The sequence below is a fragment of the Thermoactinomyces vulgaris genome (genome assembly GCF_003688725.1).
Taxonomy (GTDB): domain Bacteria; phylum Bacillota; class Bacilli; order Thermoactinomycetales; family Thermoactinomycetaceae; genus Thermoactinomyces; species Thermoactinomyces vulgaris.
This window is the reverse complement of the sequence record NZ_REFP01000007.1, coordinates 466292-485890: the sequence shown is the minus strand read 5'-3', so window position 1 is coordinate 485890 and position 19599 is coordinate 466292. Positions and strand designations below refer to the sequence as shown.

Genomic DNA, 19599 nt, shown 5'->3' with positions numbered 1-19599 from the left:
ACTAATCTTAAGGTAACCGCTTCACCGGCCTTTTATGTCCTTCAAAACATTCCTGCTCATGAACATGTTCCCTGAAAAACCAAATGCCAATTAAAAAACAAAAAAGCCTTTAACACCTGGGTTAAAGGCACTCACCTCACATATTGTTTCTTTTGTTCTTCAGCCAGCCGGATCATTTCCCGGGCGTGATTCCGGGTCGTACTGGTCACTTCCACGCCGCCTAGCATGCGCGCCAATTCAACCGTGCGACCTTCCATGTCCAGCTTCTCCACTTTTGTCCTTGTCTTGGATTGCAATACTTCTTTTGCAATGTACATATGGCAGTCCGCCATACAAGCCACTTGGGGCAAATGAGTCACGCACAGGACTTGATGCCTGTTCGACAAAAACGCAATTTTTTCCGCAATGGCTTGCGCTGCGCGGCCGCTCACTCCCGTGTCAATCTCGTCAAAGACCAATGTATCATTCCGGTTCACTTCGGTAAAAATACATTTGAGCGCCAGCATCAACCGGGACAATTCTCCCCCGGATGCAATTTTGGCAAGCGGCTTTAACGGTTCGCCAGGGTTGGGGGCAATTTGAAACTCAATTTGATCCTGCCCGTGAGCATAAAAAACGTCATGGCGGTAAGGCTCCGGAAAAAAGGCGACGTGAAAAACGGTCGACCCCATATTTAAATCCTTCAATTCCTGCTCCACTCTGGTTTCCAATGCAGATGCGGCTTTTTTCCGTTTCGATGTGAGCTTTTGCGCCAATTCTTTCAATTGCTCCGCATATTGGCGGCATTTTGCGCTGAGTTCCGCTTCAATTTCCTCATGATTTTCGAGCTCATGCAGTTCTTGGTCCACTTGTTCTTTATAAGCCAAAATCTCTTCAATGCTGTCCCCATATTTGCGTTTTAATTGGTGAATCAAATGGATTCTTTCTTCCACCTCGTAAAGGCGTTTGGGATCGAACTCAAAACTGTCCTGATAGCGGGCAATTTCAATTGCCGCTTCTTCCAGTTGGTAACAGGCCGACCGGGCCAGTTCCGCCACATTTTCCAAAAACTCGTCCACTTCGGAAATCTGGCTTAAATGGGATATCGCCTCCTGCACGAGGCTGATGCCTCCCTGTTCACCGTTTAAGTATTCATATGCCTTCGCACTGTGGACCATCAGTTTCTCGGCGGAAGCCAAACGTTTGTGTTCCGATTCCAAAGCTTCTTCTTCCCCGGGGGTCAACTGAGCTGCTTCAATTTCATCGGCCTGAAAACGGAGCAAATCCAAACGCCGGTCCAAATCCCTCTGATTTTTTCGCAATTGTTCCAATTGGCGCTTTACTTTATCGTAAGAAACATATATCTCTTCATATTGCCGGCGCAATGAAAGAATTTCCTCGCCGCCGAAATGGTCCAGCCACTCCAAATGTTCCTCCGTTTTCAGCAATGATTGGTGCTCGTGCTGTCCGGAGATGTCAATCAAACGGGGTCCGACTTGTTTGAGCAAGGACAGCGTGACCACTCTTCCATTGATCCGGCAGGTGCTTTTCCCTTGCGCAGTGATCTCTCTGCGGATGATGATTTGATCCAACTCTTCCTCATCAAATCCCCACTCCACCAGCGGAGCCCGTGCAGCATGCTCTTGATCCAGTTCAAACACCGCTTCGATTTCGGCTTTTCCTTCTCCATGGCGGACAAAATCCGCAGATGCCCTGCCGCCGGCAACCAAGCCCAGAGCATCAATCAAGATGGATTTCCCGGCGCCCGTTTCGCCTGTTAACACATGAAACCCATGGTCAAATGCGATATGCACCTCTTCAATGATGGCAAAGTGGCGAATAACGAGTTCCTTCAGCATCCCGACCGCCTCCTTACAGCAAATCCAAGAAGCGCTGCATTAATTGAGGTGCCTGCTCTTTGGTCCGGGAAATGATCAATATGGTGTCATCCCCTGCAATCGTTCCCATCATCTCTTCCCAATCCAAATGATCCAACAAAGCGGCCACAGCCTGGGCATTACCGGGCAAGGTTTTGAGCAAAACCAGGTTTTCGCTGTAATCGATGCTCACGAAAGATTCCTGAAGTGTCCGCTTTAATTTTCTTAACGGATCAAAACGTTTTTCCCCGGTGGGAAGTGAATATTTATATGCCCCGCTGGCTGTCGGAACTTTCACCAGATGCAATTCTTTAATGTCCCTGGAGACGGTTGCCTGTGTCACATTGAAACCCGCTTTTTTCAATTCCGCGACCAAATCGTCTTGTGTTTCAATCTCTTTGCTTGAAATGATTTCACGGATTTTAATATGGCGCTGTGCCTTCATGTTCTCCACCTACCCTGCTAACATCCACACTCTCGCCTTGCAGTTTTTGGCGTACCACCTCAAAAAATGAACGATCCTGCCATTTGATCAGTAAAGCGGAGTGCTTATAACGCTTTACCCGGACAATATCTCCTTCCTTCAAACAATAGCCGATCTGACCATCGATGGTGATGCCCATCTCCCGGTGAACGGCCGAAACATGGATATCGATGACCGATTCAGACGGAAGAACCATGGGTCTGGAAGTCAATGTATGTGAACAAATCGGCGTCAAAAGCAATGCCCGGATTCCCGGATAGACAATCGGCCCTCCGCAGGACAAGGAATAGGCAGTCGAACCGGTCGGCGTGGAGATAATGACCCCATCACCTGTATAGGTTCCGAGAAAATTCCCGTCCATATACGCTGTGCAAGTGATCATCCGGCCGAAAGAGCCTTTGGCGATCCCCACATCATTGAGCGCAACCCCGGTTTCAATCACACGGCCGTTGCGGATGACTTCCGCTTCAAGCATCAGGCGGCATTCGATCACATAATCCCCGGAAAGCACCCGTTCAATCGCTTCGGACAGACCGCCGGTTTCCGCTTCGGACAAAAAGCCCAGATTTCCCAAATTAAAACCGAGAATCGGGATTTGATACCGCGCTAACTGTCTGGCCACCCCCAACAAGGTTCCGTCGCCGCCCAGGACAAAGACCAGTTCGACACGGTTGGCGAATTCCTCCAAAGGAAGCCCCAAGTCGGGATATCCCAAGTCAGCTGCAATATCTGGTTCAAAACAGACATCAACCCCTCTTTTTTCCAATTCCCGTTTCATTTTCTCTGCAACCGCAAAAGCTTTCGGTTTGGATCGATTTACTTTAATCCCGATTGTTTTCAACCATTTCCACCCCAATAACCACGTTGCAATCATAATAATATAAACAGAGCGGCGAACAAGATCAATATCACCGGTGCCAAATAAAACAAAACATGTTTTTGCTTTTGAAAGGAGACATCCGGTATGTCAAATTCGATCTTCTTGATCGTTCCCTGCTCGCGGTCCACATACAAAATGGCATCCGGACGGTACAACAAATAATACGGCAGGAAAAAGTCCCTCAATCCGGCTCCGGATTCCCGGATGGGTTTGCGTGGTCTTGCGACAATCACAACATACCACGCATCATCGCGGCGGGCGACATAATCGATGAACAACCGGCTGGCATACTGGCGTCCACCGTAATCGATGTCAAACGGAATCCTCTCTTTTTCCCCCACCACTTCATATCCTTGTTGCCGCAACAAGTCCGGAACTTCACCCTCAATCTCTTCATCCGGTTCTTCCTTTTTCGGGTATAAGTCCAATAACTTTTTCCAAATTAAATAAAAGATGACTCCGATTAGCAGAAAAAGTACAAGGGTATCGCCCGGTCGGGTCACCATTCCCCCCTCCTTTACCTACTAATTCGAAGTCATGCGGGTGAACCCTTTTTTCAATTCATCAAAACCGCTCGTGCGCTTCATCCACCACTTCTTTTATCTTGGTTTCCCAATCGATGTTGCTTTCCCGGGTTTTCGGGAAAGTGAGATATCCCAGAAATTCAATATTTCCTTCTCCTCCCTGAATCGGGGATGGCGTGATTCCTTCCACCCGGTAATTCAGGGATTCGGCCAGCTTCACGGTATTCATCAAAACTTTCCGGTGCACTTTGGGATCTTTGACAATCCCTTTTTTGCCGACTTCTTCTTTGCCAGCTTCAAATTGGGGTTTGATCAATGCCACCACTTCCCCGCCGCGGCTGAGCAGGTCTTTTAAATTGGGAAAGATATGCTTTAAGGAAATAAATGAAACATCAATCACGGCAAAGTCAGGGATATCCCCTGTCAAATGTTCCGGTTTGACATACCGGAAGTTCGTCCGCTCCATCACGATCACCCGCGGGTCTTGCCGCAATTTCCAAGCAAGTTGTCCATAGCCGACATCAATGGCATACACCTGTTTTGCACCGTTTTGCAGCGCACAATCGGTAAATCCCCCGGTGGAAGCCCCGATATCCAAAAGGACGCGGTTTTTCAAATCAATGCCAAATGTTTTCACCGCTTCTTCCAGCTTTAATCCGCCGCGGCTGACATAAGGGTGAAGTTGCCCTTTCACCTCGATGGACACATCCACCGGGACTTTGGTTCCTGCTTTCTCGATCCGTTCCTGATTTACATAAACCAGTCCGGCCATGATGGATCGTTTGGCCTGTTCACGGCTTGCAAACAGGCCTTTTTGAACCAGTAAAGTATCAATGCGTTCCTTTTTTTCCACGTTCAACCCTCAAGCTTTTTGGATTTTTTGTGATAAAAATCTGTTAACAGTATCGGCAATGCCTTCCGGAGTTAATCCGACTTCTCTCCGTTGGTCATCGATGCTTCCGTGTTCCACGTAGATATCCGGAACCCCCAAAATTTTCACCTTGGGCATTTCGATTTCTTTTTGCTGGTAATATTCCAGCACGGCACTGCCGAAACCGCCAATCACCGCGGCTTCTTCCACCGTGATCAACGGGATGTTTTCGTCAGCCAGCTGATCCAAAAGCCCGGTATCCAGCGGCTTGGCAAACCGGGCGTTGATCACACGCGCATCAATGCCCTTTTCTTTCAACTGTTCAGCCGCTTCCAAAGAGGTTTGAACCATCGGACCCAGTGCCAAAATGGCAACATCCTTTCCGGGTCTCACCTCTTCCGCTTTCCCGATGGGCAACAACTTCAATTCATCATCCATGGGAACCCCGACCCCGGCGCTTTTGGAGTACCGGACGGCGACAGGCCCGTCGTTGTATTGGACGGCCGTATGGATCATGTGCTGCAATTCATTTTCATCTTTTGGCATCATGATCACGATGTTCGGCTGACTGCGCATATATCCGATGTCATAAATCCCCTGATGGGTTTCCCCATCTTCACCGACAAATCCGGCCCGATCCACTGCAAAAACCACATTCAGGTTCTGCCGGCAAACGTCGTGAACCAGTTGATCATAACCTCTTTGCAAAAAGGTGGAATAAATGGCGAGCACCGGTTTCATCCCTTGGGTTGCAAGGCCTGCGGCAAAAGTGACGGCATGTTGTTCCGCGATTCCCACATCAAAACAACGCTGCGGAAACTTTTTCTGAAAAGCTTCCAATTTGGAACCGGTCAGCATCGCCGGGGTGATCGCGACAATGCGCTCGTCTTTTTCAGCCAGCTTCACCAGGGTTTTTCCAAAAACCGAGGGGTAATTCGGAGGACCTCCTGCTTTCTTTTGAAAAGCACCGGATTCAATTTTGTACGTTCCGACTCCGTGGTACACAACGGAATCATCTTCAGCGGGCTTATACCCGTATCCTTTTCTCGTGATGACATGGACCAACACCGGCCCTTTGGTCTTGCCGGCCAAACGCAGGCTTTCCATCAATTCATCCAATTGATGGCCGTCTACCGGCCCGATATAAGTAAAGCCCAGATGTTCAAAAAAGACTCCGGATACCACCAAATATTTCAAACTGTCTTTTATTCTTTCCAATGTTTTGGCGAAAGGCACGCCGACGGTCGGAATCTTCTTCAAAAGATGCTGGATTTCGTCTTTCATCTTGTTATAGCTTTTGTTTGTGCGAAGACGGGCCAAATGATTGTGAATGGCACCGACATTCGGGCTGATGGACATTTCATTGTCATTTAAAATGACGATCATATCGCTTTGGGATTCCCCGATATGGTTGAGTGCTTCCAAAGCCATGCCGCCAGTCAGGGCTCCATCCCCGATCACCGGGATGACTTTGTAGTCTTCCCCTTTCAAATCCCGGGCCGCAACCATCCCCATCGCCCCAGACAAGGATGTGCTGCTGTGTCCGGTTTCCCAACAGTCATGCTCCGATTCTCTCATCTTCGGAAAACCGCACAACCCTTTGTACTGTCGCAAAGTGGAAAACATTTCCCGGCGGCCCGTCAAAATTTTATGCACATAAGCCTGATGGCCGACATCCCACAAAATTTTGTCTCTGGGACTGTCAAACAAATAATGAAGGGCAATCGTCAGTTCCACCACACCCAAATTGGAGGCCAAATGTCCTCCGGTCTTCGACAAACTTTCAATGAGAAACCGGCGGATTTCCTCCGCCAATTTCGGAAGTTCTTCCACAGGTAATTTTTTTAATTCATCTGGCGAATTAATCTGCTCGAGGTGCACGAAAAACGCCTCGCTTTCGCTTTCTTTTCATTTTGGTTTACATGACTTACTTGAAAAATAATAAGATGAGCAAAGGAAATTGACAAGCGGCTTTGGTCCGAAAAATCACTGCGAAAAAAGAGAGAGGTTGGAAGCGATTACGACACCACAAGGTCAAGTCCGCTTTTCACAGCAGCCTATCCCCGCTTTCACGGGATTTCCTCCGCCATCGTTGCCATCATGAATATGATCCGATACAGATGAGTCCTGATCCCTTTAAAAATGCAGTGACATCCTGAACATCCGTCATCTTTCCTTTGCCCGAATCCATTCAGAAAAATGCCGGCCGCAAGGACCGGTGCCGTTCATCGTTTCTCCAACGATGGATATGTATTTTTCCCGGTTCTCGCAAGTGGTACCCCTGGGGACGAGTACCGCATCAAGCAGGCTTTTCCGGCAAAATACAGCCTGCTTGTCATCTGACGGTTCCCGATGTGCATCCCTTTCCCTTTTCAAGAGACCCACTTGCTGAAAACATATTTTATTATAGCACAAGGCTCTCTCTTTATCATACATTGGCGTTAATGATCACGGGACAATAAATAATCGGCGATTTCCAACAACCGGGACGGTTCAATCCCCGGATGGGCCATCAACGTGTTTTTGGCATCCTCCGTGAGCAATTTCAGTCTTCTTTTGGATTCTTCAAGACCGAGCAATGACGGATAAGTTGCTTTATTGGATTTGATGTCGCTTCCGGCCGGTTTTCCAATCACTTCGGTGGTGCCGGTCACATCCAAAATATCGTCCTGGATTTGATACGCAAGACCGATTTGATAAGCAAAACGCGTCAAAGCATCAAGCACGGAGGATTCAGCCTGGCAAAAATGCGCTCCCATGCGCACCGAAAAGGCGATCAAATCCCCGGTTTTTCTTTTGTGGATGCTTTCCAGTTCTTCCAAGCTGATCTTCCGGTTTTCGCTCAACAGGTCATCCGACTGGCCTCCGACCATTCCGCGCGCCCCTGCACTGCGGGCCCCTTCTTCAATCATCGTCAGGGCCACTTCCGCAGGCAATCCTTCCTTTTTGGCCGCGGCGGCCATTAAACCGAATGCTTCCGTCAACAGGGCATCCCCGGCCAAAATGGCCTGAGCCTCCCCAAACACTTTGTGGTTGGTCAGTTTACCCCGTCTGTAATCGTCGTCATCCATGCTCGGCAAGTCATCATGAATCAGGGAATACGTATGAATCATTTCAATGGCACATGCAAATGGCATGGCTTTTTCGGGATCTTTTCCAAGCGACTCCACGGTGGCCAGCGTCAACACCGGACGCAACCGTTTCCCCCCGGCCAAAAGCGAATACCGCATGGATTGCCGCAACACATCGGGCAGGCTGTCCATCTGGTCCAAATATTGGTCCAAAGCCCGGTGGACCCGATCCGCTTGTTCCTTGATATATGATGTAATGGATTGCACTTACTCCAAATCCTCCTCTATTTCAAACGGTTTTTTCAGCCACTCTCCATTCTCCTTAACCAGCATCTCGACCTGATGTTCAGCCCATTCCAGCTTTTTTCCGCAGACATGGGCCAACTTCATCCCTTCATCAAACAACTGAATCGCCTGCTCCAGAGGAGTGTCGCCTTTTTCCAGCTGTTGCACCACTTGTTCCAGCCGTTTCAATGCATCTTCAAACGGCAGGGACTCGAATGCGGACAGATCTTTTGATTCAGTCATTGTTCTCCTCCTCCGCTCTGTACACTTGACATCTCAACCGCCCGTCAGCGAGACGGACTTGAATCAAATCCCCGGGCTCCGCTTGCCGGACGGATTTAATCAGTTCATTCTTATGAAGTCGGTAAACGAGAGAATATCCGCGTTGCATCACCTTTAACGGACTCAGTGCATCCAATTGGGCCAGTTGATGATGGTAGCGTTGTTTTTCGGTTTTCAACCGCTGACGCATCAGGGCCCGGCTGTCTTTGATCAATAACGCCAACTGCTCACTCAGTTTAGACAATTTTTGCGACGGATGGCAAGCCTTTAATTGAAACTTCGCTTCTGAAAAATCCCGTTTTTTGTTTTCAAGCGATGTTTGCATGGCATTTTCCAGCCGCGTCTGTAAATGATCAAGCCGTTGGGTGTATTGATAGAGGCGTGCTTTCGGATCCAGAAAGACAGCCCGGTTGACTTGGTTTTTGACCCGTTCTTTCATCCGATCCAAGACCGACTGCTCAGACTGAATCAAACGCCGGGTTAACTGAGTGGTTTGATTTTTCAGCTCCAACAGCTCGGGGACCACAAACTCCGCAGCTGCCGTCGGAGTGGGAGCCCGTAAATCGGCCACCAAATCGCTGATGGTCACATCGGTTTCGTGCCCGACCGCCGATACCACCGGCAATTTGGAACGATAAATGCTCCGGGCAACCACTTCTTCATTGAATGCCCACAATTCCTCCAACGAGCCGCCTCCTCTTCCGACAATCAATACATCCACTTCATCCATTTCGTTCATGTGATCAATGGCTTTGGCGATTTCCCGTGCCGCTTCATCCCCTTGAACCGAAACCGGATATAAAAGAATGGATGCAATCGGATAGCGCCGGCGAATCGTTACAATAATATCACGAACAGCGGCTCCGCTGGCAGAGGTAATTACCCCCACTTTTCCCGGAAACTTGGGCAGGGGCTTTTTTTCTTTGTCAAACAGTCCTTCCGCCGAAAGTTTTTCTTTCAGACGCTCAAAAGCGATGTACAAATCCCCTGTTCCGCTGAGCCGCATATCCTGCACATAAATCTGCAGATGACCGTTTTTCATGTATAAAGAAACATACCCGCGGATCAACACCCGGTCCCCGTTTTTGGGCACAAAGCGCAAATGGCGGTTGTTTCCCGCAAACATGACCGCATCGATGGCGGCTTGATCATCCTTGATGGTGAAATACATATGGCGGCTTTTCCGGTTTTGGGAGAAATTTGTAATTTCTCCTTCCAGCCAGATCTTTTTCAAATTTTCATCCAGATTCAGCGACGTATAAAGGTATTCCACCAGGTCAGTGACTGACCAGACATCGCGTTCCGGTTCACGGAACATAACTTCCCCTCACTTTGCCTTTTTAAATCACTTATCTTTTCCATTATAAAAGAAAGAGGCTCTCCTCCAACAGAGGAAGCCTCTTTCTTTTTCATTTAATTTGCACGTTGCCACAGCTTTTTCGCCGCCATGACGGTGTTTTTCATCAGCATTGCCACCGTCATCGGGCCGACGCCGCCCGGCACCGGAGTAATCGCCGAACAAACCGGCGCCACTTCTTCAAAGTTCACGTCTCCCACCAATTTGCCGGCTTCATTCCGGTTCATCCCCACATCAATCACCACGGCTCCGGGTTTGACAAACTCTTTGGTAATCATTTCGCCTCTTCCCACAGCGGCGACAAGAACGTCCGCCTGGCGGGTGTGATGAGCCAGATCCACCGTTTTCGAATGGCACAATGTCACAGTGGCATTGGCCTGTTGCAACAACATGGCCATCGGCTTGCCGACAATATTGCTTCTTCCAACCACAACCGCATGTTTCCCTTCGAGAGAAATTCCCGTCCGTTTAAACAATTGCATGATTCCGTAAGGGGTGCACGGCAACAAACCGTTTTGTCCGATCATCATCTTTCCCATATTGACGGGGGAAAAGCCGTCCACATCTTTGGACGGGGAAATGGTTGCAATCACTTTATCCGGGTCGATGTGAGCAGGTAGGGGAAGTTGCACCAAAATTCCATGAATGGCCGGATCCTCATTCAATTCTTTCACTTGATTCAACAACTCTTCTTCTTGAACGGTTTCCTCCATCCGGATCAACCGGGAGTGGAGGCCGATTTCTTCCGATGCCCGGATTTTACTCCGCACATAAGTTTCGGATGCCGGGTTGTTTCCCACCAGAATGACGGCCAATCCCGGTTTCAACCCCTCTTCGGTTAATTGGCCGACTTCCTTTTTCAACTCCGCACGAATTTCTTTGGCGATTTGTTTTCCATCAATCAATTGATAAGACAACGCGCTCACTTCCTTAACATTAAAGGTTAATAATTAATTAATGTTCAGTTTATATGCTAAATACTTTGATGTAAAGACCTTCCGCAAACACTTAAAATACAAGCGTTTTCATATATAAAAAAGAGGGAAGGACCCATCCCCTCTCCTCTTTATTCAAATTTATTGTTCGGTTATTTGCCCGGCTTCTTCTTTTGCCACTCTTCCCAAAACCCCGTTGATAAACCGGCCGGATTCTTCGCCGGAAAAAGATTTGGCCAGTTCGACCGCTTCATTGATCACCACGGCCTTGGGCACATCTTTTTCATATGACAATTCAAATATGGCCAAGCGCAAGATCATTTTATCCACGGTGGGAATCCGTTCCAATGACCAGCCTTTTTTCAACAAGGGGCGAAACACTTCATCCAGACTGGAAGCATTTTGCAAAACCCCTTCCGTTAAATGCAAAAAATGCGAGCGCTCTTCCCCCGCGAGTTCGGTACTGCGCACAGACACGATTTCCTCCCGCTCATCCGGGCGAAATTCACACTCATACAATGTTTGAATCACTTTTTCCCTGATCTCTCTTCTGCTCATCAACAATCCCCCAAAAAGAAGCCCGAGCCATTCAGCCCGGTCTTCGATCTTCCCACTTTATTTTAACCAAAAAACTGCACAAGCCATTCTTATTTCACACGTGGCGGGTTTGGCTCATTATTTTCATCCCCGGAATCGTTTGCCGGCATCTTGATGCCGCTGATTTTCACGGAAACTTGATCCACTTGAAGCCCGGTCATGTTTTCGATGGCTTGTTTTACTTCCTCCTGCACTTTACGGCCCAGTTCAGGAATACTGAAACCATATTGTACCACAATGGACAAGTCAACTGCCAATTGTTCTCCCAAATCCACATGAATTCCTTTTTTCAAATTTTTGCGGCCCAACAACTGATTGATATTCGCGGCGGTTCCCCCGCTCAATCCGATGACGCCCTCGACGGAAGCCGCTGCAATCCCCGAAATAATTTGGATCACTTCCGGCGCAATCTCAATCTTGCCAATCGCATTTTGATCATACTCGTAGATTTCGTTCATTGATCCATACTCTCCTTATTTAATGGATTCTTCTCCAAGAAAAGAATGTCAAAATCCCCTTCGGCAAATTTCGGATGTTGCATCAGTTTCAGGTGGAACGGAATGGTTGTATGGATTCCGTCGATCGCAAATTCATTTAATGCCCGTTTCATCCGCTCAATCGCTTCATTGCGATCTTTTCCCCATACAATCAACTTTGCCACCATGGAATCATAGAACGGCTGAATCTTAAAGCCTTGATAACAAGCGCTGTCCACCCGCACTCCGTTTCCTCCCGGCTGCAGGTAGAATTGGATGGTTCCCGGTGAAGGCATGAAATCTTTTTCCGGACGCTCGGCATTGATCCGGCATTCAATCGACCAACCGTTGATCCGGACATCTTCCTGACGAAGCGAAAGTTTCTCGCCGGCGGCAATCCGGATTTGCTCTTTCACCAAATCCACACCTGTAATCAGCTCGGTAACCGGATGCTCCACCTGGATACGTGTATTCATTTCCATGAAATAGAAGTTTCCTTCTTTATCCAGGAGAAACTCCACTGTGCCGGCTCCCGAATATTGGACGGACCGGGCTGCTTTCACTGCCGCTTCCCCCATCTTTTCCCGCAATTCCGGAGACAATGCGGGAGAAGGTGCTTCTTCCACCAGTTTTTGATACCGCCGCTGGATCGAACAATCCCGTTCTCCGAGGTGAATCACATTTCCGTGCTGGTCCGCCAATACCTGGATCTCAATGTGACGGGGTTCCACCAGGTATTTTTCCAAATAAACACCCGGATTGCCGAAATTGGCTTCGGCTTCCTTCTGCGCAAGTGCAATCGCCCGTTTCAGCTCTTCTTCGTGATGGACCACACGCATTCCTTTTCCGCCCCCGCCGGCGGTTGCTTTCACAATCACCGGGAAACCGATTTCTTTGGCGGTCTGCACGGCCTCATCCACATCCTCAATCACTCCCTCGGTCCCCGGCACGACCGGCACTCCGGCCTCTTTCATGGTGTCACGGGCCGTCGTCTTATCCCCCATTTTTTGAATCGCTTCCGGCGAAGGGCCCACAAAAGTAATGTTGCAAGCAGCGCATAACTCGGCAAAATCAGCATTCTCAGATAAAAAACCGTATCCCGGGTGAATCGCATCCACTCCGACCAGCGTTGCCGTGCTCATCAGGTTGGTCATATTCAAATAGCTGTCTTTGCTTGGAGCCGGACCGATACAATAGGCCTCATCCGCCAGCGTTACATGCAATGCTTCCCGGTCTGCATCGGAATAAACAGCCACCGTGGAAATCCCGAGTTCCTTGCAGGCACGAATAATCCGCACAGCAATTTCACCACGGTTAGCGATTAACAGCTTTTTAAACATTGTCATCCTCCTTCCGCGGCCGTTGTTATGTGGTTTTCACCAAGAACAAAGGTTGGCCGTATTCCACCAGTTGTCCATTTTCCACCAGCACTTTCACAATGGTACCGTTTACTTCCGCTTCAATTTCATTCATCAATTTCATCGCTTCCACGATGCACACCACTGTATCTTTTTGAATGGTGTCTCCTTCTTTTACATAAGGATCGGCATCCGGAGCCGGAGCGCGGTAAAAGGTGCCAACCATGGGCGAAACAATTTTATGTAAGGTCGGATCATCTTCCTCCGCCGCTTGCGGGGCCGGTTCCTGAACCCCCTGTTCCTTTGGCGCCGCGACGGTTTCCGGAACCACTGCTTTGGGGGTCGGGACAGCTTGTACAGGTGCCGCTTGAGCAGCCGGTTCGGATGTCGTGACCGTTGCAGAAACTCCGCTGTTTGTGCCGGACTTTTTCATGTAAATTTTGTTTCCTTCAAACTCGAGTTCAAACTCATCGATTTGAGATTCATCAATTAATCGGATCAGTTCGCGAATCTCATACGGTTTAAAATTCATCTTTGATTTCCTCCCTTAAATTCTGCCCAAAGCAAATTCCATGATAACGCTAATAGCATAACGCATTTTCAGTGGTTTGACCACCTCTATACATAGTAAAACAACCGACCCGGTTTTACCAAATGCCCCGTATGAAAAAATAAACCAGTTTCCTTTCTGAAACCGGTTTTTTGATCATTTCTTTTTTTCAACGGTATGCGACGGTCACATGATGCGGATCGACTTGCAAATGCTGGCGGACCAGACTGATTAATTTCACCACTTGTTTTTTGTCCAGCTTTTCGCTTTGGACAATCACATCGACGTGTGGAAGATTGGTAATGACCACGGCATCCTGATAGCCTTCTTTCCGGATCAGTTCTTCCAACACAGTCTCCTGATTGTCAATTTTCATCAATTGCTGGATTTTCTGATTGGCCTCTTCCACTTCCTTCTCGGGTGCTTCCGGATTGGTCAGCACTTGCATGTATTCTTCAACCATTTTTTGGCGCAAAGTGCTCCGTTGCAACTGATAACCGACAAAAAAGTCATTGGACTGATTTTCCAGAACTTCTGCCGATTTTTCCCCGGAAGAAGACGGTTCATCGACCGGCTTGATATCCACTTTGATATCCCCTTGTTTTTCCTTGGCGGTTTGCGCCACCTGCTCAGCCGGTTCAACCGGACCCGTCACGATATAATAGGCAGACAAAACGACCATGACGGACAACATCGTCACCAGCCATACCGTTTGCTTGTTCACCGACATTCAGACTTCCTCCTTTTTATCCTTTCGGTAATACAGAAATTCGATGCACCGGGACATCCAACGTTCTTTGGACTGCTTCAATCACAATTGCTTTCACCTTCAGGTTTTCCACTCCGCGCGCAACGACCAACACCCCCCGCACTTGCGGTTTTAACTTCTTGATCACCACGGGCTTCTCCCCGTTTTCACCGCGGTAGTAGGCGGTTTTTTGATCTTCAGTGTCCTGGGTGACCGAACGTTTCCCGCCGTTTTTATCCGTTTCTGTCGTCACTTGGCGCGATTCTCTTTTATCCACTTGCAGAACCTCTTCCACGGTCGAATTCAAGTTGACGATGACGGAAACATCTTCCACCCCCACGATCTTGCTCAACACTTCCTCCAGTTCTTTTTCGTACCTCTGCTCGTATTCCACCATGCTGAGGGCATCGTTTGCGGAAGTGGTCACAGCCGCCGGTTTGGCATCGGCTTCCGCTTGGGGAGAATCATTTTTATCCGGCGGCAACGAAGCTTCTCTCACTTGGATGAAGGATGAAAGAATCATAATCGCCACACCCGAAGCCCCCAAGATCAGGATCCATCCCAACCGCTTCGACTTCTCCCCGTCCCCTGTCGTGTTTTGGAAAAGCTTTTTGAACATGTTTGCTTTTCACCTCCGTCTTTGATGGTTATGTAAACCCGGTGACCATGACTGTAACCGGCAAACATCTACTCCCCCCGCACTTCCACATGAATTTTTTCCTTGGGTACATTCCAATGGTTTTCAAGATAATGCATCACATCCCCTTGCAGTTTTTTCCGGTTCGCTTCCTGATCTTTTTCTTTGGCAATGTCGCCGGATTTTCCCACATTGATTTCAACGGGTTCAATGGACCGGTCCGTTTGCGACGCCGGGGAAGATCGGGGCCGCATGACCACCAGGATGCCTTCGATTGCCTGCTCGTTTCCGTCCATTTTTAATTTCACATCCGCTTTTTCCACTTCGGCTTGGAAGCGCTGTTGCAATTCGTCTTTCAACTGCTCCCCGATCCTTGCTTCAGCTTCTTGCCGGATCCATTGTTGTTGTTCCTGCTTGAGGGCTTCCCCTTTTTGTTTTATTTCTTCCATCGAAACTTCCCTGGACAGCGCCGGGTTTGAACTGAGAAAGGCAAAGGATCTTAAATCATGGTCTTCCGAGAGCAATTGGAAAACGGGTGACAACATCGCCAAAATGATGAGCAGCCCCATCACCAATTTCACATATCTGTCCAGACGATTATTCGGCAATAATAAATCAATAAAGGTGGCGATCAAAACCAAGAGGACAATTTGCTTCAACCAATCACTCATCCAGGAGACCATCTGTTTCACCTACCTGATCATGGCGGAGATGTTACCGGCCGCTACCAATATGGTTACGGAGAGAAAAAACATGAGCCCGACGGTTGCCAAAGACGCAAAGATATAGATCAGCGTCTTGCCGATCGTGTTTAAACTTTCGATGATGGGGCTGCTTCCCAAAGGTTGCATGACGGCAGCCGAAAAATTATAGATAAAAGCAAGCGATAGTATCTTCAACGCCGGGAAAGCGCAAATAAACAGGAGGATCAGCACCCCGGAAAGCCCCACGGTGTTTTTCACCAGCAAGGAAGCGCTCATGACGGTGTCTGCCGCTTCAGATATGGTTCTTCCCACCACCGGCACAAAATTCCCCGTAATATATTTGGCGGTTCGAAGCGTAATCCCGTCGGTCACCGCACTGGTGGCTCCCTGAATGGAAATCACCCCTAAAAAGACGGCCAACAGCCCTCCCAATAAAGTGATTCCGATTTTGCGCAACAATCCCGCCAAGTGATTGACTTTGTACTTATCCGTAATGCTGCTCACGATGCTAAGCACTGCCGAAAAAAACAACAGCGGAAAAACAACGGTATAAATCAACGTTCCAATAATGTGGATCATAAAAACAATCAAGGGATGAAAAAGGGACACGGACACCACATTGCCCATCGTCACCATCAGCGTCATCATCAACGGAATCAAAGACAGCATGAAATCGGTCATGCGCCCGATCGCCAGCTTGGCCGAATCGACGGCGACATAAAAACTGTTCACCGCTAAAATGATCACCACCATAAACACGATGGCATAGGCCACTTTACTGACCTGATTTTGTTCAAACGCTGTCTGGAGTGTTTGCAAAATCATGCTGAAAACCGTAAGGATGATGATGCTGCCCAACAATTTCCCGTTGTACAGGACTTCATCGAAAAAATACCGGATCAAACCGCTTAACACGTTCTTGAGGCTGAGATTGTTTTCCCCCGAAAGAATCCAATCAAAAATATCCTTTGAACTCTGCCCGCCCAAATACTTTTCATAATCTTGCGCAATTTGTTTCCAAAAATCCTCGACTTGTTCGGTTTGCAACTGATCCAGGCGGGAACGGATCATTTCATTGACCACCCGGGAATCCTCCTCGTTTTCAGCAGTGGACAAGAGAGGAAAGCCTGTGATCAAAATCAATATCCATCCAAGCAAAATCTTTTTCTTCATTCCCTTTCATCCTTACGCGGGCAGAATTTGGATAATAGTCTCAATCATCACGGTAATGATCGGAATTGCCATCACCATGATCAAAATTTTTCCTGCCAGTTCAATCTTGGACGCAATGGAATCTTGTCCGGCATCCCTTGTCACTTGTGCCCCAAACTCGGCAATGTAAGCAATTCCGATGATTTTCAAGATGGTTTCCAAGAACAGATCATTCACCTTGGCCAGATGCGCCAGATCCTTCAAGATGCCGATCACTTCCCCGATTTTGGTTGCCAGGAAGATAAAAATAACCACGCCGACAAACAGCGCCAATGAGAATGCAAAAACGGGGCTTTGTTCTTTTACGGCCAGGACAAGGAATGTGGTGATGAGGCCAAGGCCCGCCACCTGGATGATTTCCAAGCGGATCGCCTCCCATCAAGTACGAAACAAAAAGACATTTTTAATGGTTTGAAACAAATCCTGAAGCAACATTGCAACCATAAACAAAACGACGACAAAACCAAACAAGGTCACCCAATGAGCGAAATCTTCCTTGCCCATTTGTTTTAACACCGTGTGAATCATGGCCACGATGATTCCGATCCCCGCAATCTGGAATACCGAATCCAAATGGTAAGGCATAAAGCCAGCACCACCCCTTCATCCAAGTTTAAAACATCAAAATCACCAGAAGGGCTCCAGACAATACTCCGAGTGTTTTCACCATTTTTTCATAGGTTTCTTGTTCTTCCCGGGCTTTGTTTTCTTCCATTTGCAAGTTTTCTTGCGCCAAATCCAAGTGATGCAATTGATCCGACCGGTTGGAACTGCCCAACACTTGACACAGTTTAAGGACGATGCCTTTCTCCTCTTCCCCCATCACGGTTTTTTTCCACTTATCCTCAATGGCCTTTTTCAAGCATTCATAGGTGGATTTGCCATCCGAAGATTTTAAATTCCGGCCCGCTTCAAGGAAGACCGGCTTTAATTCGCCGCTTGCCGCTTCGGCAATGCGTTCGAATGCCTCGGCGAGCGGCCTTGTCCCATAATTGATCTCGGTTTTTAAAATTGCCAAACCGGAGCGGAGTTCTTGTATTTGCCGCGGACGCTTCCGGAGTTGCCGGGCCGAGTCAAACCCAAGCTTTGACGTCGCCATGAGGATCAAAACCGCCCCCAAAACTTTCAACATAACGTTCCCGGCCTTCCTGCCCTTTGCCTTGTATCCAGCCGCTCAAAAAATTGATTAAAAACGCCTTCCACCGTTCCGGGGCCTTTTCTCCTGCTTAACAAGACAATCCGGGTGAAAACCTTTTCCTGCAAAAGTTCCTTCAACACCGGACGCGCGGCGATCTCCTTGATGGATTGCCCGTGAACCGTGGCAAAGATGTGAACCCCCGCATAAATCGCTTCATGGATGGCATCGCTGTCCGCCTTTCGCCCGATCTCATCCACCACCAGGATATCCGGTGACATCGAGCGGATCATCATCATCATTCCTTCCGCTTTCGGGCACCCGTCCAACACATCCGTCCGGGGACCGACATCATGCTGGGGGATCCCTGCCACACAACCGGCTATTTCCGACCGTTCATCCACAATGCCGACTTTGAATGCCGGAAACAACGTGCTCCCTTCACTGGCCCGGCGGGCAAGGTCACGGATCAGTGTGGTCTTCCCGCATTGGGGAGGAGACACAATCAAAACGTTTTCCGCTTTTTTGTGATGAAACATATAAGGGAGCAACGGATCTGCCACGCCGGGAACCTGCCGGGCGATCCGGACATTAAAACCGGTGATGTCGCGGAGATATTTGACTTTCCCTCCCTCCACAATCACCTTTCCGACCAGTCCGATCCGATGCCCGCCTTCCACTGTCACATATCCCTGCCTTAACTCTTCATCCATGGTGTACAAAGAATGGTTGCTGATCAGATTTAAGAGATTCAGACAATCTTCCTTGTTCGGAATCATGGCATCGTGCGGCTGTTTGGAAAGGCGCGAAGACCTGCTGACAAACCACGACTCTTCATTGGTGACGATTTCCAGCGGCCTCTCCTGGCGGACTCTGACTTCTTCCAAACACTCCAATACCGGAGAAGGAAGCGCCCGGATCACCTCACGGAGGGAAAGCGGAAGAACTTGAAGAACCGGCTGAAAAGACATGGAGCACCTCCTGTCCCAAACCTTTTTTCTTATTCCCATTCATATGTGGACTTGTTTTGAATATGACAAGCAATGCGGACAAAATCACCGCGACCGTAAAAGCAAAAAAAGAGCGGGGCGCCCTTTTTCAGTCCGTCCCGCCATCCATGATTTCTTTGGCTTCTTCATCGTGTATGTCTTGTAATTCCAGCACCGTATTACACTTGGGACAAAGAAGTTCAATGGAGTCGTCTTCCAAATCTTCCGCTTCCACCACGACTTCTTCCCCGCATTCGGGGCAAACCACATACACCGGTTCATCAAACTCTTCGTCATCTTCATCGTCATAAACCAATAATTCCAGATCATTCAAATCTTCATCCACGGCTTCCACATATTCTTCCAATTCCGACTGTCGCCGGTCCAATTGCTCAACGGACTCGACCAACTGATCCACAATGTCCAACAGACGGTGCAACGCTTTGGATTCCACGTGATCCCGGTGATTTTCATCACCTTCCAAAAGTCCCTCAATATAAGACAAATCCCGTTTTAAGTTGACATACATACAATCACCTCATCGTCCCTGATGATTTTTCCTTAGTGTGTCTTTTTCACCGGAGACACAAACAAATCAATAAATGGAAACAAGTTTTTTCGGAAAACGGGACATTCTAAACCAATAAA

Annotated in this window: 23 protein-coding genes; all 23 read right to left on the bottom strand. The window is 48.4% G+C overall.

What is annotated here, in order from left to right; translation table 11 throughout:
- Positions 1 to 131: 131 nt before the first annotated feature.
- Complete coding sequence (gene recN / locus ATH33_RS02800) at positions 132 to 1838, bottom strand: DNA repair protein RecN (RefSeq protein ID WP_037993833.1); 1707 nt, start codon at positions 1836 to 1838, stop codon at positions 132 to 134.
- A 13-nt stretch (positions 1839 to 1851) separates the two neighbouring features.
- Entirely contained in the window at positions 1852 to 2301 is a 450-nt protein-coding gene (gene ahrC / locus ATH33_RS02795) for a transcriptional regulator AhrC/ArgR (RefSeq protein ID WP_037993835.1), read from the bottom strand.
- A complete protein-coding gene (locus tag ATH33_RS02790; protein ID WP_049719947.1) occupies positions 2279 to 3181 on the bottom strand; it encodes an NAD(+)/NADH kinase in 903 nt (300 codons plus the stop codon). Before ATH33_RS02790 ends, ahrC begins: the two co-directional genes overlap by 23 nt.
- A 29-nt stretch (positions 3182 to 3210) precedes the next feature.
- Entirely contained in the window at positions 3211 to 3726 is a 516-nt protein-coding gene (locus tag ATH33_RS02785; RefSeq protein WP_052186639.1) for a hypothetical protein, read from the bottom strand.
- 58 nt (positions 3727 to 3784) lie between these two features.
- Positions 3785 to 4597, bottom strand: a complete 813-nt coding sequence (locus ATH33_RS02780) for a TlyA family RNA methyltransferase (protein ID WP_037993838.1) — start codon at positions 4595 to 4597, stop codon at positions 3785 to 3787.
- A 9-nt stretch (positions 4598 to 4606) separates the two neighbouring features.
- Positions 4607 to 6496, bottom strand: coding sequence for a 1-deoxy-D-xylulose-5-phosphate synthase (gene dxs, locus ATH33_RS02775; RefSeq protein WP_037993843.1), 1890 nt, complete (start codon positions 6494 to 6496; stop codon positions 4607 to 4609).
- A 560-nt stretch (positions 6497 to 7056) separates the two neighbouring features.
- A complete protein-coding gene (locus ATH33_RS02765) occupies positions 7057 to 7953 on the bottom strand; it encodes a polyprenyl synthetase family protein (RefSeq protein WP_049719945.1) in 897 nt (298 codons plus the stop codon).
- Positions 7954 to 8214, bottom strand: a complete 261-nt coding sequence (gene xseB, locus ATH33_RS02760) for an exodeoxyribonuclease VII small subunit (protein ID WP_037993848.1) — start codon at positions 8212 to 8214, stop codon at positions 7954 to 7956.
- Positions 8207 to 9571 carry an exodeoxyribonuclease VII large subunit gene (gene xseA, locus ATH33_RS02755; protein WP_121874031.1) on the bottom strand — a complete coding sequence of 455 codons (1365 nt, stop codon included), beginning with the start codon at positions 9569 to 9571 and terminating at the stop codon, positions 8207 to 8209. Before xseA ends, xseB begins: the two co-directional genes overlap by 8 nt.
- A gap of 95 nt (positions 9572 to 9666) precedes the next feature.
- Positions 9667 to 10527, bottom strand: a complete 861-nt coding sequence (folD, locus tag ATH33_RS02750; protein ID WP_037993853.1) for a bifunctional methylenetetrahydrofolate dehydrogenase/methenyltetrahydrofolate cyclohydrolase FolD — start codon at positions 10525 to 10527, stop codon at positions 9667 to 9669.
- 159 nt (positions 10528 to 10686) lie between these two features.
- Positions 10687 to 11103 (bottom strand): transcription antitermination factor NusB, encoded by a 417-nt coding sequence (gene nusB, locus ATH33_RS02745; protein ID WP_037993855.1) that lies wholly within the window; start codon positions 11101 to 11103, stop codon positions 10687 to 10689.
- Between the two features lie 89 nt (positions 11104 to 11192).
- On the bottom strand, positions 11193 to 11600 hold the full coding sequence (locus ATH33_RS02740) for an Asp23/Gls24 family envelope stress response protein (protein ID WP_037993857.1): 408 nt from the start codon (positions 11598 to 11600) through the stop codon (positions 11193 to 11195).
- Positions 11597 to 12958 carry an acetyl-CoA carboxylase biotin carboxylase subunit gene (accC, locus tag ATH33_RS02735; RefSeq protein ID WP_037993858.1) on the bottom strand — a complete coding sequence of 454 codons (1362 nt, stop codon included), beginning with the start codon at positions 12956 to 12958 and terminating at the stop codon, positions 11597 to 11599. The genes ATH33_RS02740 and accC overlap by 4 nt, the downstream gene beginning before the upstream one ends.
- A gap of 25 nt (positions 12959 to 12983) precedes the next feature.
- Positions 12984 to 13508, bottom strand: a complete 525-nt coding sequence (gene accB / locus ATH33_RS02730; protein ID WP_037993860.1) for an acetyl-CoA carboxylase biotin carboxyl carrier protein — start codon at positions 13506 to 13508, stop codon at positions 12984 to 12986.
- A 187-nt stretch (positions 13509 to 13695) separates the two neighbouring features.
- Complete coding sequence (locus tag ATH33_RS02725; RefSeq protein WP_037993862.1) at positions 13696 to 14256, bottom strand: SpoIIIAH-like family protein; 561 nt, start codon at positions 14254 to 14256, stop codon at positions 13696 to 13698.
- Positions 14257 to 14272: 16 nt separating this feature from the next.
- Positions 14273 to 14893, bottom strand: coding sequence for a stage III sporulation protein AG (gene spoIIIAG / locus ATH33_RS02720; RefSeq protein WP_037993863.1), 621 nt, complete (start codon positions 14891 to 14893; stop codon positions 14273 to 14275).
- Positions 14894 to 14961: 68 nt separating this feature from the next.
- Positions 14962 to 15582 carry a stage III sporulation protein AF gene (gene spoIIIAF / locus ATH33_RS02715; protein WP_037993864.1) on the bottom strand — a complete coding sequence of 207 codons (621 nt, stop codon included), beginning with the start codon at positions 15580 to 15582 and terminating at the stop codon, positions 14962 to 14964.
- Between the two features lie 21 nt (positions 15583 to 15603).
- Complete coding sequence (gene spoIIIAE / locus ATH33_RS02710; protein WP_062842951.1) at positions 15604 to 16788, bottom strand: stage III sporulation protein AE; 1185 nt, start codon at positions 16786 to 16788, stop codon at positions 15604 to 15606.
- 12 nt (positions 16789 to 16800) lie between these two features.
- A complete protein-coding gene (gene spoIIIAD / locus ATH33_RS02705) occupies positions 16801 to 17190 on the bottom strand; it encodes a stage III sporulation protein AD (protein WP_037993867.1) in 390 nt (129 codons plus the stop codon).
- A gap of 15 nt (positions 17191 to 17205) precedes the next feature.
- Positions 17206 to 17412: a stage III sporulation protein AC gene (gene spoIIIAC, locus ATH33_RS02700; RefSeq protein ID WP_037993870.1), complete on the bottom strand. Its 207-nt coding sequence runs from the start codon at positions 17410 to 17412 to the stop codon at positions 17206 to 17208.
- Positions 17413 to 17440: 28 nt separating this feature from the next.
- The gene (gene spoIIIAB, locus ATH33_RS02695) at positions 17441 to 17959 is read right to left on the bottom strand and encodes a stage III sporulation protein SpoIIIAB (RefSeq protein ID WP_037993873.1); all 519 of its coding nucleotides are present in this window, start codon (positions 17957 to 17959) and stop codon (positions 17441 to 17443) included.
- Positions 17953 to 18933 carry a stage III sporulation protein AA gene (gene spoIIIAA, locus ATH33_RS02690; protein ID WP_037993875.1) on the bottom strand — a complete coding sequence of 327 codons (981 nt, stop codon included), beginning with the start codon at positions 18931 to 18933 and terminating at the stop codon, positions 17953 to 17955. Before spoIIIAA ends, spoIIIAB begins: the two co-directional genes overlap by 7 nt.
- Before the next feature lie 127 nt (positions 18934 to 19060).
- Positions 19061 to 19480: a CD1247 N-terminal domain-containing protein gene (locus ATH33_RS02685; RefSeq protein WP_049719936.1), complete on the bottom strand. Its 420-nt coding sequence runs from the start codon at positions 19478 to 19480 to the stop codon at positions 19061 to 19063.
- Positions 19481 to 19599: the final 119 nt, after the last annotated feature.